The 18,594-nt window shown below is 40.6% G+C and carries 8 protein-coding genes; 2 read left to right on the forward strand and 6 right to left on the reverse strand.

Translation table 11 applies throughout. The features are described from left to right. The first annotated feature begins 726 nt into the window (after window positions 1-726). Both fusA (H4J46_RS12650) and H4J46_RS12655 read left to right on the forward strand, forming a co-directional pair. A complete protein-coding gene (gene fusA / locus H4J46_RS12650) occupies window positions 727-2,832 on the forward strand; it encodes an elongation factor G (protein ID WP_182233834.1) in 2,106 nt (701 codons plus the stop codon). Window positions 2,833-3,067: 235 nt separating this feature from the next. Further along, window positions 3,068-5,071: a methyl-accepting chemotaxis protein gene (locus tag H4J46_RS12655; RefSeq protein WP_182233835.1), complete on the forward strand. Its 2,004-nt coding sequence runs from the start codon at window positions 3,068-3,070 to the stop codon at window positions 5,069-5,071. 361 nt (window positions 5,072-5,432) lie between these two features. On the opposite strand, the gene tuf is transcribed toward H4J46_RS12655, so the two are convergent. From tuf to rpoB, 6 genes are all read right to left on the reverse strand, one after another. Continuing rightward, window positions 5,433-6,617: an elongation factor Tu gene (gene tuf / locus H4J46_RS12660; RefSeq protein ID WP_182137223.1), complete on the reverse strand. Its 1,185-nt coding sequence runs from the start codon at window positions 6,615-6,617 to the stop codon at window positions 5,433-5,435. A 68-nt stretch (window positions 6,618-6,685) separates the two neighbouring features. After that, window positions 6,686-8,782, reverse strand: coding sequence for an elongation factor G (fusA, locus tag H4J46_RS12665; protein WP_182233836.1), 2,097 nt, complete (start codon window positions 8,780-8,782; stop codon window positions 6,686-6,688). 141 nt (window positions 8,783-8,923) lie between these two features. Beyond that, window positions 8,924-9,397 carry a 30S ribosomal protein S7 gene (rpsG, locus tag H4J46_RS12670; protein ID WP_182233837.1) on the reverse strand — a complete coding sequence of 158 codons (474 nt, stop codon included), beginning with the start codon at window positions 9,395-9,397 and terminating at the stop codon, window positions 8,924-8,926. A 96-nt stretch (window positions 9,398-9,493) separates the two neighbouring features. Then, on the reverse strand, window positions 9,494-9,868 hold the full coding sequence (gene rpsL / locus H4J46_RS12675; RefSeq protein ID WP_011045492.1) for a 30S ribosomal protein S12: 375 nt from the start codon (window positions 9,866-9,868) through the stop codon (window positions 9,494-9,496). Between the two features lie 213 nt (window positions 9,869-10,081). Beyond that, window positions 10,082-14,287 (reverse strand): DNA-directed RNA polymerase subunit beta', encoded by a 4,206-nt coding sequence (gene rpoC / locus H4J46_RS12680; protein ID WP_182233838.1) that lies wholly within the window; start codon window positions 14,285-14,287, stop codon window positions 10,082-10,084. 105 nt (window positions 14,288-14,392) lie between these two features. Then, a complete protein-coding gene (rpoB, locus tag H4J46_RS12685; protein ID WP_182233839.1) occupies window positions 14,393-18,421 on the reverse strand; it encodes a DNA-directed RNA polymerase subunit beta in 4,029 nt (1,342 codons plus the stop codon). Window positions 18,422-18,594 lie beyond the last annotated feature (173 nt).

An 18,594-nucleotide genomic window follows, 5' to 3' on the forward strand; every position in this document is an offset into this window, starting at 1 on the left:
GCCATCGTACTTAGTCGCATGCTGATATAGATATGTTATCAAGCTAATCAGCTTCCCAACAGCCTAGTGAATTTAGTCTGTAAGAGCGTATAAATCTTGGTGGAGGACAAACACGCTATAACATTGTGAACAATAGGCAAAGCCGTCCATAAATAGCTTGGATAGACAAGAGCGATGATTTTCTTCACTCATCGATGATTTATTACCTTGTCATAAAGCTTCTCACCACTGTTGCCATTTAAGCAGTACTGAACCCGATGACTAAAAATGACACTAACCTTCAAGATTACACTATTATGGTATTATGGTATTAGCTCAATAGAGACTAATACTAGATGTATTTAATCTAGGCTAAAAATAATAGCTCAGGTGGTATAGCCAATATCAAAACACTGTCGACATACTGTCAAAGCAATATTTAAAGCTATTTTACCTTGATTCAAATTTCATTACAGTTTTCAGTCGCTATATTTCATAGCCTTTCATTGCAGTTTTCACTCGCTATATTTAATAGCTTATATAAGCAGAGCTATTGGTTTGTTATTTTTTTATTTATTATCTCAATACCACTAAATATGCACCACAATTGATCTTTTTAACTGCACTGAGCAAAAATTAGTAAACTTAAATGATTTTTTATGTCGATTCTTCTTGAGTAATGGTATACTCGCGCGCAAATTTTCAACAATTCCGCTTTTTTAGTAGCGACTTAAATAGAGTAAAGTAATGGCAGATTTATCTAAATACAGAAACATTGGTATCTTCGCTCACGTTGATGCTGGTAAAACCACAACAACTGAACGTATCCTTAAACTTACCGGTCAGATCCATAAAACAGGTGAAGTACATGATGGTGAATCTACTACTGACTTCATGGAACAAGAAGCTGAGCGCGGTATTACCATCCAGTCTGCTGCGGTAAGCTGTTTTTGGGACGATCACCGTTTTAACGTAATCGATACTCCTGGTCACGTTGATTTCACCGTTGAAGTTTACCGTTCACTTAAAGTACTTGATGGCGGTATTGGTGTATTTTGTGGCTCTGGTGGTGTTGAGCCACAATCAGAAACTAACTGGCGTTATGCGAATGACTCAAAAGTTGCCCGTATTATCTTTGTAAACAAATTAGATCGTCTAGGTGCTGATTTTTATCGCGTTGTTAAACAAACTGAAACAGTACTTGGTGCTACCCCACTTATCATGGTGTTGCCAATTGGTGAAGAAGATGAGTTTGTTGGTGTTGTTGACCTGCTTACCCGAAAAGCATGGATATGGGATTCAACGGGTCTACCAGAAAACTTTGAAATCACCGATGTACCTGCAGACATGGTTGATAAAGTAGAAGAATACCGCGAAATGCTTCTTGAAACTGCTCTTGAGCAAGATGATGACCTTTTCGAAGCATATCTAGAAGAAGGCACAGAGCCATCTATGGAAGATATCAAACGTTGTATCCGTAAAGGCACACGTACTATGGACTTCTTCCCTACTTACTGTGGTTCTGCTTTTAAAAACAAGGGTGTTCAAAACATTCTTGATGCCGTAGTTGATTATTTACCGTCACCAGTGGATGTTGATCCACAACCACTTACTGATGAAGAAGGTGAGCCTAATGGTAAATACGCAATCGTTTCTGCAGATGAAACATTCAAAGCGTTAGCATTCAAAATCACTGATGACCGTTTTGGTACATTAACTTTCGTACGTATCTATTCAGGTACGTTGAAGAAAGGCGATAGCATTCTTAATGCTGCAACAGGAAAAACTGAACGTGTTGGCCGTATGTGTGAAATGCAAGCCGATGACCGTAACGAACTTACTTCAGCACAAGCCGGTGATATCATCGCGATTGTTGGTATGAAAAGTAACGTTCAGACAGGTCACACATTATGTGATCCCAAACACCCAATCATCCTAGAAGCTATGGTATTCCCTAAGCCAGTAATTTCAATTTCTGTGACACCGAAAGATAAAGGTTCAACTGAGAAAATGGGTATTGCTATCGGTAAAATGGTTGCTGAAGATCCAACATTCCAAGTTGAAACTGACATAGATTCAGGTGAAACAATCTTATCTGGTATGGGTGAACTTCACCTAGATATCAAAGTAGATATTTTAAAACGTACCTATGGCGTTGAATTAGCTGTTGGTAAACCACAAGTTGCTTACCGTGAAACTATTACTCAAGAAATTGATGATAGCTATACACATAAGAAACAATCGGGCGGTTCTGGTCAATTTGGTAAAATTGATTATATCATCCGTCCAGGTGAACCAAATTCTGGTTTTACATTCTCATCAAAAGTTGTTGGTGGTAATGTACCAAAAGAATTCTTCCCTGCTATTGAAAAAGGCTTCAAAGGCATGATGGATACTGGTGTTCTTGCTGGTTTCCCTGTACTTGACGTTGAAATTGAATTATACGATGGTGGCTTCCATGCTGTCGATTCATCTGCCGTTGCATTTGAACTCGCTGCTCGTGGTGCTTTCCGCCAATCAATTCCAAAAGCTGGTGCCCAGTTAATCGAACCTATCATGAAAGTTGATGTGTTTACACCAGATGATCACGTTGGTGATGTTATTGGTGATTTGAACCGTCGTCGTGGCATGATCGCAGGTCAAGACGCTGGTGTTTCTGGTGTTCGTATTAAAGCTGATGTACCACTTTCAGAAATGTTTGGTTACATCGGAACTTTACGTACAATGACATCAGGTCGTGGTCAATTCTCTATGGAATTCTCTCACTACTCTCCATGTCCAAACAATGTAGCAGAAGCCGTTATTGCTGAAGTAAAAGAAATGAAAGACGCTAAAGCTAAAGCTAAAAAGTAATTCTTTTACTTTTAGTCTTTTTATAAAAGGATGCTTCGGCATCCTTTTTTATTGCCTAAAGTATCATCAGCAAGCGCGTGCAAAATCTAGCCATCTGATAAAGCACATGATACTATTTTCTTTAAATACGATGTTATATGAATTTTTCATCCATTTGTTATTACTAACGTTATTACAGATATTAGTACAGTCTATCCTTTGAATAATAAGATTCATCAAATAGGTATAAAATAGTATGTTCAATTTTTTTAGTCGATCGATAATGCGCCAATTGGTGATTACCATATCAAGTGCAGTTGCTATACTACTGGTTATTACCTCATTCTTTATTTTATCCAATGTTAGTGATAATACCAGAGAGCAACTTATCTCTGATATAGAGAGTATTGTTACGTTGCAATCAACCAAAGTGAAAGAATTTTTTGTCGCAAAAGGCCAAATAAATCATAGTGTATTTTCTAACCCCTTGGTTATTGATTGGTTTAATAACTACGATAAGCGACTTTCCAATATCAGTGATAATAAGCAATACCAAGATGTAACTCGGTATTTTAAATTCTTCTCAGAAAGAGACCCTGCAATAAAAAGTGTATTTTTTGGTAGCGAAAATACCCATGAATATTTCGACTTAAATGGTCGTTATGATGATGAGAAATATTTCACCAATCAACGGCCATGGTGGTCAAGCAATCTTAGCGCAGCCACAATGTATGTTACTGAACCCGCAGTGGACAATAACGATGGTTCAATTTCAGCCACCATTACTTCGCCCTACTATTTACCCGATGGACAATTATTAGGTATTGGCGGTATGGACATTTTAATTACCACCATAGGACATGATTTACTCGCCCCTATTAAATATAAAAACGAAGGAGAAGCCTTCTTAATAACAGACACAGGAAAATTAGTCTTCTTCCCTGGTTTTGATGATAACTTCAAACCAGGAGACTCTATCGCCAGTGTAGATAGTCAATTCTCAGACACATCCGGCTTTTCACAATTGCAAACGACCCTTGCGCAGAACGATAGTGGCATTACCCAGGTATCTCTTCGTGGCATAGACTATCAAGTCATTTTTAATCAAGTGAAAAGTGAATATCCGCTAATGAATTGGAAACTTGGCTTTCTGGTCCCTGAGCAACTAATATCACAGCCAGTCGAAGCAGCTTTTAGGTCTTCTGTGGCTATTGTTATCGCGATTATTATTATGATTGCTATTGTGGTGTGGCTAAGCGTATTACCTTTCGTTAATCGCATAGCAAGCCTTAGAAATGCGATGAAAGACATTGCCGATGGCGATGGCGATTTAACCCAAAGAATAGCGCCATTAAAAAATGATGAAATTGGCAAGTTGGTTGATGAGTTCAATCTCTTTGTTGATTCAATTCAACATCTGGTCAGCCAAACTATCATTATTACTAAAGAAGTGTCAGCTTCAAGTGACGCCGCAGAGAAAATCGGCAATAAAACAGTTCATATAATTGAAGCGCAAAAACGAGAAATAGATCTTGTCGCCACCGCAGCCACCGAATTAGCTCAAACAAGCATCGACATATCTAACAATACCAGTTATTCAAAACAATTGGTGACGAGAGCTGAAGAAAAAGTAGCGTTAGGCTCTGACGTTGTTAACCAAGCTACCATTGGCATTCAACAACTTTCAAATAATGTTGATGACGCATCACAAGTTGTGCAACAGCTAAAAACAGGCACACAAACCATTGGTGATGTTGTCACCGTAATACGCAGTATCGCTGAACAAACAAATTTATTGGCGTTAAACGCAGCCATTGAAGCGGCTAGAGCCGGTGAACAGGGCCGAGGCTTTGCTGTTGTTGCTGACGAGGTTCGCACCCTTGCTTCACGTACACAAGAATCTACCGCAAATATCCAACGTATAATTGAAGAGCTACAAGCAACCGCGTTAAATGCAGTAGGAGTGATGGAGTCTAGCTGCCTACAGGCAGAAAATAGTGTCCAGCTAACACAGCAAGTACAGCAAGTATTAGCTGATATTGCCGAGGTTATTGGTCAGTTTCAGAGTCAAACATTTGAAGTAGCTCATGCAGTCGAGCAACAAGCCAATGTCGCTGAAGAAGTATCCAAAAACATTGAGAACGTCAGAGTGTTAACTGACGATACTGTTGATGTCTCCACAACAATGAAAAATAGTCTGACTAATTTATCTGATCAAGCTAATGCATTATCAAAAGTCGTAAACCAATTTAACGTTTAGCCTAGGTGAAAATATTTTATAGACTCAAAACTGTCGTGGTCTGAATTCATGCCACGATTAACATACTACTTACAGGCTCACTTTCTGATAAAGCCAGCTGTTTTAAGTATTGTCCTCATAACCACTTTTGATTGATGATGATAGTAAAAATGATAGGTAAATACTATAACTCAGCTACAAAAAAAGACGCCTAAGCGTCTTTTTTTATCCTGCTAATGTGTTTTAAAATCAAGCAATAATTCGTTAAGATAAGAGTGATACCACACCAGCAACTACTGACCTATTTCCACTTTACTATAGCTCAGCTGCAAAAAAAAAGACGCCTAAGCGTCTTTTTTTATTGTGTTAATGTCTTCTAAAATTAAGCGATAATTTTAGATACAACACCAGCACCAACTGTACGACCACCTTCACGGATAGCGAAGCGTAAACCTTCGTCCATCGCAACTGGGTTGATAAGCTCTACAACAAACTTCAAGTTGTCGCCTGGCATTACCATTTCAACACCTTCAGGAAGCTCTACTGCACCAGTAATATCCGTTGTACGGAAGTAAAACTGTGGACGGTAGCCTTTAAAGAATGGCGTATGACGACCACCTTCATCTTTGCTTAGTACATAAACTTCTGACTCAAACTTAGTATGAGGTAAGATTGAACCAGGCTTACATAGTACTTGACCACGTTCAACGTCTTCACGCTTAAGACCACGAAGAAGAACACCACAGTTCTCGCCAGCACGACCTTCGTCAAGTAACTTGCGGAACATTTCAACACCAGTACAAGTAGATGTTTGTGTGTCACGAATACCAACAACTTCAACTGCGTCGCCGATTTTAACAATACCGCGTTCAACACGACCTGTTACAACCGTACCACGACCTGAGATTGAGAATACATCTTCGATAGGCATGATGAATGCTCCATCAATTGCACGCTCTGGCTCTGGAATGTAGTTATCTAATGCATCAGCAAGTTCGATTACTTTCGCTTCCCATTTCTCGTCGCCTTGAAGAGCGCCAAGTGCTGAACCTTGAATTACCGGTAAATCATCACCTGGGAAGTCATATTCAGAAAGAAGTTCACGAACTTCCATTTCTACTAATTCTAATAATTCATCATCATCAACAACATCACATTTGTTCATGAATACTATGATGAAAGGTACACCAACTTGACGTGATAACAAGATGTGCTCACGTGTTTGTGGCATAGGACCATCTGTAGCAGCAACTACTAAGATAGCGCCATCCATTTGTGCAGCACCAGTGATCATGTTTTTGATGTAATCGGCGTGACCAGGACAATCTACGTGCGCGTAGTGACGTGCAGCTGTATCATACTCAATGTGAGAAGTATTAATCGTAATACCACGTTCACGTTCTTCAGGAGCGTTATCGATTTGTGCGAAATCTTTAACTTCACCACCGTGGACTTTAGTTAATACTGCAGAGATAGCAGCTGTTAAAGTTGTTTTACCGTGATCGACGTGACCAATAGTACCAACGTTAACATGCGGTTTTAAACGTTCAAATTTTGCTTTAGCCATTTTTCAATTACCTTAAAGTTTATTAAAAGCCCGGCCAAAAGACCGAGCCAGACTTTCAAAAAGCCTTACTAAGATTCAATTATTTTGTCGGCAACAGCCTTTGGTGCTTCACTATATTCGTGAAACTCCATTGAGTATGATGCGCGACCTTGAGTTGCACTACGCAATGCAGTAGCGTAACCAAACATTTCAGATAGCGGCACAAATGCATTTACTATCTTCGAACCAGCTGGACCTTCGTCCATGCCATCGATCATGCCACGGCGACGGTTTAAGTCACCAACAACATCACCCATGTTTGCGTCTGGCGTAATAACTTCAACTTTCATCATTGGCTCAAGAATTACCGGTGACGCTTTTAGCGCCCCTTGTCTAAAACCAATTGATGCAGCGACTTTAAACGCCATTTCGTTTGAGTCAACGTCATGAAAAGAGCCATCGTAAAGCGTGACTTTGATGTCTAATAACGGGTAGCCCGCTAACACACCACTGTCCATCTGCTCTCTACAACCCTGTTCAACTGAGGGGATAAATTCTTTTGGAACACTACCACCGACAATTTCATTAACAAACTCGAAGCCTTCACCTTTGGGTAAGGGCTCCATTTTCAACCAAACATGACCAAATTGACCACGACCACCTGATTGACGAACAAATTTACCTTCCACTTCAACCGTCGAACGAATGGTTTCGCGATAAGCCACTTGTGGATTACCGACATTACATTCAACGCCAAATTCACGTTTCATGCGTTCAACTAGGATATCGAGGTGTAATTCCCCCATACCTGAAATGATGGTTTGACCCGTTTCCTCATCAGAGACTACTCTAAATGACGGATCTTCTGCGGCCAACTTACCTAACGCAATGCCCATTTTTTCTTGGGAAGCGACAGTTTTTGGCTCAACTGCTACAGAAATTACTGGTTCAGGAAACTCCATACGTTCGAGCGTGATCACGTGATTCACATCACATAAAGTATCACCTGTAGTGACATCTTTAAGACCAATAGCCGCAGCTATATCGCCTGCTCTTACTTCTTTAATTTCCTGACGGTCATTTGCATGCATTTGCACAATACGACCTAAACGCTCTTTTTTACCTTTCACAGGGTTGTATATACTGTCGCCAGTTTTTACTACACCTGAATAAACGCGAAAGAACGTTAACGTACCGACAAATGGGTCAGTGGCGATTTTAAATGCTAAAGCAGCAAATGGCGCTTTATCATCAGCCTCACGACAACCTTCAGTTTCGTTTTTGTCGTTATTAATACCTTTTATCGCTTCAACATCAGTTGGCGAAGGTAAAAATTCTACAACAGCATCAAGTACTGCTTGAACGCCTTTGTTCTTGAAAGCTGAGCCACAAGCACAAAGGACAATTTCATTGTTTAGCGTACGCGTACGCAGCGCAGATTTTATTTCTGCTTCGGATAAGTCACCTTCTTCAAGGTATTTATCCATTAATTCTTCAGAGGCTTCTGCAGCTTCAGAGACCAGATGTTCATGCCAATGTTCGGCTTGCTCTAGCATCTCTGCTGGGATATCTTCATAAGTAAAGGTCATACCCTGGTCACTTTCGTTCCAGTTAATGGCTTTCATCTTGATTAAGTCGACAACACCAGTAAAGTCATCTTCAGCGCCAATTGCTAAATGAATGGGCACTGCATTAGCTTTTAAGCGAGAATTAAGTTGCTCAACTACTAATAAGAAGTCTGCACCTGTGCGGTCCATCTTATTAACAAAAACTAGCCGTGGAACAGAGTATTTCTCCATTTGACGCCAAACAGTTTCTGTTTGTGGTTGAACTCCTGAAGAAGCACATAATACTAATACCGCACCGTCTAATACACGTAATGAACGTTCTACTTCAATCGTAAAGTCTACGTGACCAGGGGTGTCGATGATATTAATGCGATGGTCTTCAAACTGGGCTTGCATGCCTTTCCAGAAACAAGTTGTTGCCGCAGAAGTGATGGTTATACCACGCTCTTGCTCTTGCTCCATCCAGTCCATAGTGGCTGCGCCATTATGAACTTCGCCGATCTTATGTGAACGACCAGTGTAGAAAAGTACCCTTTCTGTTGTTGTCGTTTTACCGGCATCGACATGAGCACAAATACCAATGTTCCGGTAACGCTCGATAGGGGTTATACGTGCCACAATTTATTCCTCTTTCTGAGACTTTATCTCAGATTATAAAACAGTTGTGGTTATCACTTTATATCAATGTTGATATTCGGTGATAACCACGGCATTACGCTTGTTACTATAAAATCAGCAAATATTGCTAATTCATAGTACCTACCAACGGTAGTGAGCGAATGCTTTGTTAGCTTCGGCCATACGGTGAACGTCTTCACGTTTCTTAACCGCTGAACCTTTGCTGTCAGACGCATCTAACATTTCGTTAGCTAGGCGCTGAGCCATTGATTTTTCACCACGTTTACGAGATGCTTCAACTAACCAACGCATGGCTAGTGCATTACGACGCACAGGACGAACTTCAACTGGAACTTGATAAGTAGAACCACCAACACGACGAGACTTTACTTCCACTTGTGGGCGGATGTTATCTAACGCTGTTTCGAATAACTCAAGATGAGTCTTCTCAGTGCTTTTCTCAGTTAAAATGTCTAATGCACCGTAAACAATTTTTTCTGCAGTAGATTTTTTACCATCAACCATAAGAATGTTGATGAATTTTGCTAAAAGTTCGTTATGGAACTTAGGATCTGGCAATATCTTACGTTGCCCTACGACGCGTCTTCTTGGCATCTTAATTCTCCGTTTTTTTCAGGTATAACCCAAAATTTAATATTTTATTTGGCCTTACTTAACGCTTTCTATCTCTAATTAAAGAAATAAAATAGCTTAAGATTTAGGTCGTTTAGCACCGTATTTAGAACGGCCTTGTCTTCTGTCGCTTACACCTGAACAATCAAGTGCACCACGAACGGTGTGGTAACGCACACCTGGTAAATCTTTAACACGGCCACCACGAATCAAGATAACACTATGCTCTTGTAAGTTATGACCTTCACCACCGATGTATGAAGTTACTTCGAAGCCGTTAGTTAAACGAACACGAGCTACTTTACGTAATGCTGAGTTAGGTTTTTTTGGTGTAGTTGTATACACACGAGTACATACGCCACGACGTTGTGGACAAGCTTGTAACGCTGGTACGTTACTTTTAGTTACTTGTCTTACACGTGGTTTACGTACTAATTGGTTAATAGTTGCCATTAAATAGCTCCCGATTAGTTAAATTTGTGTAAATTCCAATCAATGGGGAAATTTACACCCTTATAAACGTGAAAATCCGCGACCTCATATTCAATACTTAAAAGTAGGGAATACAGGGTCGCGGAATTCTATAGGTCAAGCTTTAACCTGTCAAGCTTTACTCGCAATAGACAGGTTAATCATCTGCTTTAACCAATTTTTCAATACGATTGATTAAGATGACAAATCTGCATTCAAAGCATCCGTTAATGCTTGCGCTGCGTCGTCAGCTGATACTGTTACTTCTTCTACAGGAACAGCGTTTTTAGCACGCGCACGTTCTTGATGATAAGAATAACCAGTACCTGCTGGGATTAAGCGACCAACAATAACATTCTCTTTTAAGCCACGAAGTTTATCTTTCTTACCAGCTACCGCTGCTTCAGTCAGTACACGCGTCGTTTCTTGGAAAGAGGCTGCCGAGATAAATGACTCAGTGGCTAATGATGCTTTAGTAATACCCATCATTTGCATTTCGTATTCAGCTGGTTGTTTACCTGCAGCTTCTAATTCACGATTAGAGATATTGACACGGGCAACTTCCAGGACTTCGCCCTTAAGGAAGGTACTATCACCGGCATCTAAGATCTCACACTTGCGGATCATTTGACGCACGATAACTTCAATATGCTTATCGTTAATCTTAACACCTTGCAAACGGTACACTTCTTGTACTTCGTTAACAATATAGTTAGCTACTGGTGCTACACCACGTAAACGTAAGATATCATGTGGAGACTCTGGACCATCGGCAATAACTTCACCTTTAAGTACAGATTCACCTTCAAACACGTTTAATTGACGCATTTTAGGGATCATCTCTTCGTATATTTCACCACTTGGTTGTGTGATTAATAAACGCACTTTACCTTTAGTTTCTTTACCGAAGGCGATGATACCTGTCTTCTCAGCTAATATTGCTGGAAGTTTTGGCTTACGCGCTTCAAATAAATCAGCTACACGTGGCAAACCACCGGTAATATCACGCGTTTTCGACGACGCTTGAGGAATACGCGCTAACGCATCACCGATACCAACTTCTACACCATCTTCTAGGTTAACAATTGCATTACCTGGTAAGAAGTATTGTGCTGGAATTTCAGTGCCAGCGATCATCACATCGTTGCCTTTAGCATCAACCAATTTAACTGCTGGGCGCATTTCTTTACCCGCAGTATTACGTTGACCAACGTCCGTGACTACGATACTTGATAAACCCGTAAGATCATCCGTTTGGCGAACCATAGTTACGCCATCAATAAGCTCAACGAATTGCACCTTACCAGCTACTTCTGTGATAATAGGATGCGTATGCGGGTCCCAGTTAGCAATGATATCGCCTGAGTTTAGTACTTCGCCATCTTTCTTATTAAGAATGGTACCGTAAGGTACTTTATAACGCTCTTTCTCGCGACCAAGCTCATCAATTACCGTTAGCTCAGATGAACGAGAGGTAATCACTAAGTGATCTTCAGAGTTAGTTACAAATTTAGCATTTTGTAATTTCAGCGTACCTGTATTCTTAACCTGTACGTTGTTCTCTGCTGATGCACGAGATGCCGCACCACCAATATGGAACGTACGCATAGTTAACTGAGTACCTGGTTCACCGATAGATTGTGCTGCCACAACGCCAATCGCTTCACCTTGGTTGATCATATGTCCACGAGCCAAATCACGGCCGTAACAATGAGCACAAATACCGAAATCGGTTTTACAGGTAATGATTGAACGTACTTTCATTTGATCAATTGAATTTTCTTCAATGAAATCACATAAAGCTTCGTCAATTAGCGTATTACGCGGTAATAAAACTTCATTGGTACCCGGTCTAACCACATCTTCAGCGACAACACGACCCAGCACACGTTCACGTAACGGTTCAACAACATCGCCACCTTCAATCAATGGTGTCATTTGTAGCCCGTCTAATGTGCCACAGTCATGTTCGGTAACAACCAAATCTTGTGCAACATCAACTAAACGACGAGTCAAGTAACCCGAGTTAGCTGTTTTCAATGCCGTATCAGCCAAACCTTTACGCGCACCATGAGTAGAGATGAAGTATTGTAATACGTTCAAACCTTCACGGAAGTTAGCGGTGATTGGCGTTTCGATGATTGAACCATCTGGTTTTGCCATCAAACCACGCATACCTGCAAGCTGACGAATCTGAGCAGCACTACCACGAGCACCTGAATCGGCCATCATGTAGATTGAGTTGAAAGAGTCTTGCTCTTCTGGCTCACCGTCACGGTTAATCACAGTTTCTTTTGATAAGTTGTCCATCATAGCTTTCGAGATTTTCTCGTTGGCAGATGACCAAATATCAATAACTTTGTTGTACTTTTCACCCTGAGTTACAAGACCTTGCTCGAACTGAGTTTGAATTTCTTTAACTTCTTCTTCTGACTCTTCAATGATGGTGTATTTCGCCGCTGGAATAACCATATCGTCGATACCAACTGAAGCACCCGCGATCATCGCGTAGTGGAAACCTGTGTACATAATCTGGTCAGCAAAGATAACAGTATCTTTAAGACCTAAGTTACGGTACGCATGGTTAATCAGTTTTGAAATTGGCTTTTTACCTAGTGGCTGATCAATAAGATCATAAGGCATGCCGTCTGGACATACTTGCCATAAGATTGCACGACCGACAGTAGTATCACGCAGCTTAGTTAGTGGTTCATACACACCATCGCTGTTACGAACATGTTCAGTAATACGAACTTTCACACGGGCATGAAGTTCAGCAAAGCCTGTACGGTAAGCTTTTTCAACTTCTTTGATGTCAGTAAAAGTCATACCTTCACCTAAACCATTAACACGATCGCGCGTTAGATAATATAAACCTAATACAACATCCTGTGATGGTACGATGATTGGATCACCGTTAGCAGGTGAAAGAACGTTATTCGTTGACATCATCAACGTACGTGCTTCCATTTGTGCTTCGATTGTCAACGGTACGTGTACCGCCATTTGGTCACCATCGAAATCGGCGTTATAGGCCGCACAAACCAACGGGTGCAAATGAATCGCTTTACCTTCAATTAGTACAGGTTCAAACGCTTGGATACCCAATCTATGAAGTGTAGGTGCACGGTTAAGCATAACCGGATGTTCACGAATTACTTCGTCAAGTACATCCCAAACTTCAGCGCCTTCACGTTCAACTAATTTCTTAGCTGCTTTAATTGTAGTTGCTAAGCCACGTGCTTCTAACTTACCGTAAATAAATGGCTTGAATAGTTCAAGTGCCATTTTCTTAGGTAAACCACATTGATGTAAACGTAATGTTGGACCAACAGTGATTACAGAACGACCAGAATAATCAACACGTTTACCCAATAAATTCTGACGGAAACGACCTTGCTTACCTTTGATCATATCGGCAAGAGATTTAAGAGGACGTTTGTTAGAACCGGTAATGGCACGACCACGACGACCGTTGTCTAGTAAGGCATCAACAGATTCTTGCAGCATACGCTTTTCGTTACGTACGATGATATCTGGTGCAACTAAGTCTAGAAGACGTTTTAAACGGTTGTTACGGTTGATTACACGACGGTATAAGTCGTTTAAATCAGACGTTGCAAAACGGCCACCATCCAATGGTACCAACGGACGTAAATCTGGTGGTAAGATTGGTAAAACGTTCATGATCATCCACTCAGGCTTATTGCCTGATGCTGCGAATGCTTCCATCAATTTCAAACGTTTAGTGATTTTCTTACGTTTTGTTTCAGAACCAATTTCAGGTAACTCTTCACGCATTTGCGCTACTTCACCGTCAAGATCAATCTGTTGTAATAACGCAAGTACCGCTTCAGCACCCATTAGGGCGTCAAATTCGTCACCGTGCTCTTCTAAAGCATCAAGATATTCTTCTTCGGTTAGAATTTGGCTTTTCTCTAATGTTGTCATACCAGGTTCGGTAACAACGTAAGATTCAAAATAAAGCACACGCTCAATATCACGTAACGTCATGTCTAATAATAGACCGATACGAGATGGTAATGACTTTAAGAACCAAATATGGGCAACTGGACTTGCTAGTTCGATATGACCCATGCGGTCACGACGAACTTTAGTTAATGTAACTTCAACGCCACATTTTTCACAAATTACACCACGGTGCTTAAGGCGTTTGTATTTGCCACAAAGACATTCGTAGTCTTTAACTGGGCCAAAAATACGCGCACAGAACAAACCATCACGTTCCGGCTTAAAAGTACGATAGTTAATCGTCTCAGGTTTCTTTACTTCACCAAATGACCATGAACGAATCATGTCAGGTGAAGCTAGTCCGATGCGAATACCATCGAACTCTTCTGTTTGATTTTGTTGCTTAAGAAACTTAAGTAAATCTTTCACACACTCTCTCCTGTCGGAGTTAAATACCGGAGAGAACAGTTATCTGTTCTCTCCCTGTACTGACTTCAGCTTGTGCTAAAAGTCAGCAATGTAGCTTGAGGTAGCTTAGTCCTGATCTAATTCGATGTTGATACCCAACGAACGAATTTCTTTCAACAATACGTTGAATGATTCAGGGATACCCGGCTCCATGCGATGATCACCGTCAACTAAGTTTTTATACATCTTAGTACGACCGTTAACATCATCAGATTTAACCGTTAACATTTCTTGCAAGGTGTAAGCAGCACCGTATGCTTCAAGTGCCCATACTTCCATTTCACCGAAACGCTGACCACCAAACTGTGCTTTACCACCTAGAGGCTGTTGCGTTACTAGCGAGTATGAACCCGTAGAACGCGCATGCATTTTGTCATCAACTAAATGGTTTAGTTTTAACATATACATGTAACCAACCGTCACAGGACGCTCAAAGTTACGACCGGTACGGCCGTCCGTCAGCGTAAATTGACCACTTTCAGGCATATCAGCAAGTTTAAATAAGTCTTTAATTTCTTTCTCGCTGGCACCATCAAATACTGGTGTCGCAATCGGAAGACCTGCTCGTAAGTTGCCCGCTAAGCGCATAATTTCATCATCGGAAAATGAATCAATATCAACTTCTTGGCGAGATTCACCTAGGTTGTACACTTCTTTTAAGAATTCACGTAATTTATGAATTTCTAATTGAGCTTCCAACATACGGTTAATTTTTTCACCAATACCACGTGCTGCCATACCTAAATGTGTTTCTAGGATCTGACCAATGTTCATTCGTGATGGAACACCCAATGGGTTAAGTACCACATCAACAGGAACACCGTATTGGTCGTAAGGCATGTCTTCAACAGGTACTACGTTTGAAATAACACCTTTGTTACCATGACGACCGGCCATTTTATCACCTGGCTGGATACGACGCTTAACCGCTAAATACACTTTAATAATTTTCAACACGCCTGGCGCTAAATCAGCACCTTGAGTGATTTTACGACGCTTAACTTCATACTTTTTATCAAAGTCTGCTTTAATGTTGTCGTACTGTTCAGCAATTTGTTCAAGCTCTGACTGTTGACCTTCATCAGCTAAGTTTTGAACTAACCACTTATCACGAGACATGCTGTTAAGATCAGATTCATTTAAACCTGAGCCTAGCAATAATTTTTTCGCACGTGCATAAATACCATCTTCTAAAATACTAAACTCATCACCCAAGTCTTTCTTAACTTGTTTAAGTTGCATTTCTTCGATTTCAACAGCACGAGCATCTTTATCTACACCGTCACGGGTGAAGATTTGTACATCGATGATGGTACCAGACACTGAGTTAGGTACACGTAAAGAGCTGTCTTTAACGTCAGCTGCTTTTTCACCAAAGATGGCACGTAATAGTTTTTCTTCTGGCGTTAACTGTGTTTCACCTTTAGGAGTAACTTTACCCACTAAGATGTCGCCACCATTAACTTCAGCACCAATATAAACAACACCCGCTTCATCTAGTTTAGATAATGCAGACTCGCCAACATTTGGAATATCAGCCGTTATTTCTTCGCTGCCCAGCTTAGTGTCACGAGCAATACAAGTTAGCTCTTGAATATGAATCGTAGTAAAACGATCTTCAGTAGCTACACGCTCAGATAACAACATGGAATCTTCGAAGTTGTAACCGTTCCAAGGCATGAAAGCGATACGCATGTTCTGACCAAGGGCTAATTCGCCCATGTCCGTTGAAGGACCATCAGCTAGCACATCACCACGCACTACAGGCTCAGCCATACGACAAGTTGGACGTTGGTTGATACAAGTGTTTTGGTTTGAACGGGTGTATTTAGTTAGGTTATAAATATCAATACCCGCTTCACCAGCGTGCATTTCATTTTCATTAACTTTAACAACAATACGTGAAGCGTCAACGTAAGCAACAACACCACCACGTTTAGCAACAACAGTTACACCAGAGTCAACAGCAACAATTTTCTCCATGCCGGTACCCACAAGTGGTTTATCCACTCTTAATGTCGGTACTGCTTGACGTTGCATGTTCGAACCCATCAAGGCTCTGTTCGCATCATCGTGCTCTAGGAATGGAATAAGTGACGCCGCAACAGAAACGATTTGCTGTGGAGAAACATCCATATACTGAACTTGTTCAGCAGACATCAAAGTAAATTCGTTTTTATGGCGACAAGCCACTAAGCCTGCAACTAGTTTACCCTCTGCATCAACTTCAGCAGTGGTTTGTGCAATAACGAAGTTACCTTCTTCAATAGCAGAAAGGTAATCTATGTCGTCAGTAATTAAACCATCAACAATTTTACGGTAAGGTGTTTCCAAGAAGCCAAAATCGTTAGTACGTGCATAACACGATAACGAGTTGATCAAACCAATGTTTGGACCTTCCGGTGTTTCAATTGGACAAACACGACCGTAGTGAGTTGGATGTACATCACGGACTTCAAAACCAGCACGTTCACGTGTCAAACCACCTGGCCCTAAAGCAGAAATACGACGCTTATGCGTCACTTCTGATAACGGGTTGTTTTGATCCATAAATTGTGACAATTGTGATGAACCAAAAAATTCTTTAACGGCAGCAGAAATCGGCTTAGCGTTAATTAGATCTTGTGGCATGATCGCATCTAAGTCGCCAAGACTTAAACGTTCACGAACAGCACGTTCAACACGTACTAAACCAACACGGAATTGGTTTTCTGCCATTTCACCTACAGAGCGAATACGACGGTTACCTAAGTGATCAATATCATCAACTTCACCTTTACCGTCACGTATGCCGATTAAGGTTTTCATCACTGAAATGATATCTTCTTTAGATAGCACACCGGTACCAATATCATCAGCATTGCCAACACGACGGTTGAACTTCATACGACCTACTGTTGACAGATCATAACGCTCTAATGCAAAAAATAGGTTATTAAATAGCGTATCAGCTGCGTCTTTTGTTGGCGGCTCGCCTGGACGCATCATACGATAAATTTCCACTAACGCTTCTAAGCGGTTAGTAGAATTGTCGACACGTAGTGTGTCTGACATATATGAACCAACATCAAATTCGTTCATATATAAAGTAGAAAGTACTTTATGGCCAGCTTGGCTTAACTCAGCTAGCATTTCTAGCGTGATTTCAGCATTCGCTTCAGCAATGACTTCACCCGTAGATTTGTCAATGTAAGCTTTAGACAGCACTTTGCCAACGATGTATTCAGCAGGTACTTCTAATTTTTCAAGCTTAGCTTTTTCTAGAGATTTAATATGACGAGCAGTGATACGTCGGCCTTGCTCAACTAAAATATCACCTTTAGGTAATTTTATGTCGAAAGTAGCCGTTTCACCACGTAAGCGTTCTGGAATTAAATCCATTACTAACTTATCGCCTTTAATAGAAAATTCTGTTGTATCGTAGAAGATATCTAAAATTTCTTCCGTTGAGTACTCTAAAGCACGCAAAATTATCGACGCAGGTAATTTACGACGACGGTCAATACGAACAAATAAGTTATCTTTTGGATCAAATTCGAAATCTAACCATGAACCACGGTAAGGTATAACACGAGCGTTATATAACACTTTACCTGATGAATGCGTTTTTCCTTTATCGTGATCGAAAAACACACCTGGAGAACGGTGTAATTGTGAAACAATAACACGCTCTGTACCATTGATGACAAACGTACCGTTGTCAGTCATTAATGGTATTTCACCCATGTATACTTCTTGTTCTTTGATATCTTTTACTGTGCCTGCCGCCGCTTCTTTATCATAAACGACTAAACGTAATTTAACGCGTAATGGCGCAGAGTAGGTGATACCGCGGATTTGACATTCTTTAACATCAAATAACGGCTCGCCCAAACGATAGCTTACAAATTGTAATTCTGAGCTACCAGAATAAGCTTTAATTGGAAAAATAGAATGAAATGCAGCCTCTAGGCCTGTTTCACCTGTTGGATCAATATCAATAAACTTACGGAAAGATTCGAGTTGGATTGATAACAAGAATGGATAATCCATTACTTGAACACTTTTACCAAAGTCCTTACGAATACGTTTCTTTTCAGAGTAAGAGTAAACCATGGGGTTCCTCAGCTTGCTGGTTATGGCCGAATCTGTCTTAAAAAAGACAGGATATAGCAGTGATACTTTTTTTATCGAGCATCAAATAATGCGCTATTTTGGTTCAAAAAAAAACCACTTTCTTTAGCGCAAAAAGGCCGGTGACGTTTAAATCACCAGCCATTGCCTTTTCA

This window comes from Colwellia sp. MB02u-6 (assembly GCF_014077095.1).
Classification (GTDB): domain Bacteria; phylum Pseudomonadota; class Gammaproteobacteria; order Enterobacterales; family Alteromonadaceae; genus Cognaticolwellia.

Excerpts from the sequence above, each read along its gene's own strand:
- fusA (WP_182233834.1), top strand. The coding sequence starts at position 727 with ATGGCAGATTTATCTAAATACAGAAACATTGGTATCTTCGCTCACGTT.
- H4J46_RS12655 (WP_182233835.1), top strand. The coding sequence starts at position 3,068 with ATGTTCAATTTTTTTAGTCGATCGATAATGCGCCAATTGGTGATTACC.
- tuf (WP_182137223.1), bottom strand. The coding sequence starts at position 6,617 with ATGGCTAAAGCAAAATTTGAACGTTTAAAACCGCATGTTAACGTTGGT.
- rpsG (WP_182233837.1), bottom strand. The coding sequence starts at position 9,397 with ATGCCAAGAAGACGCGTCGTAGGGCAACGTAAGATATTGCCAGATCCT.
- rpsL (WP_011045492.1), bottom strand. The coding sequence starts at position 9,868 with ATGGCAACTATTAACCAATTAGTACGTAAACCACGTGTAAGACAAGTA.
- rpoB (WP_182233839.1), bottom strand. The coding sequence starts at position 18,421 with ATGGTTTACTCTTACTCTGAAAAGAAACGTATTCGTAAGGACTTTGGT.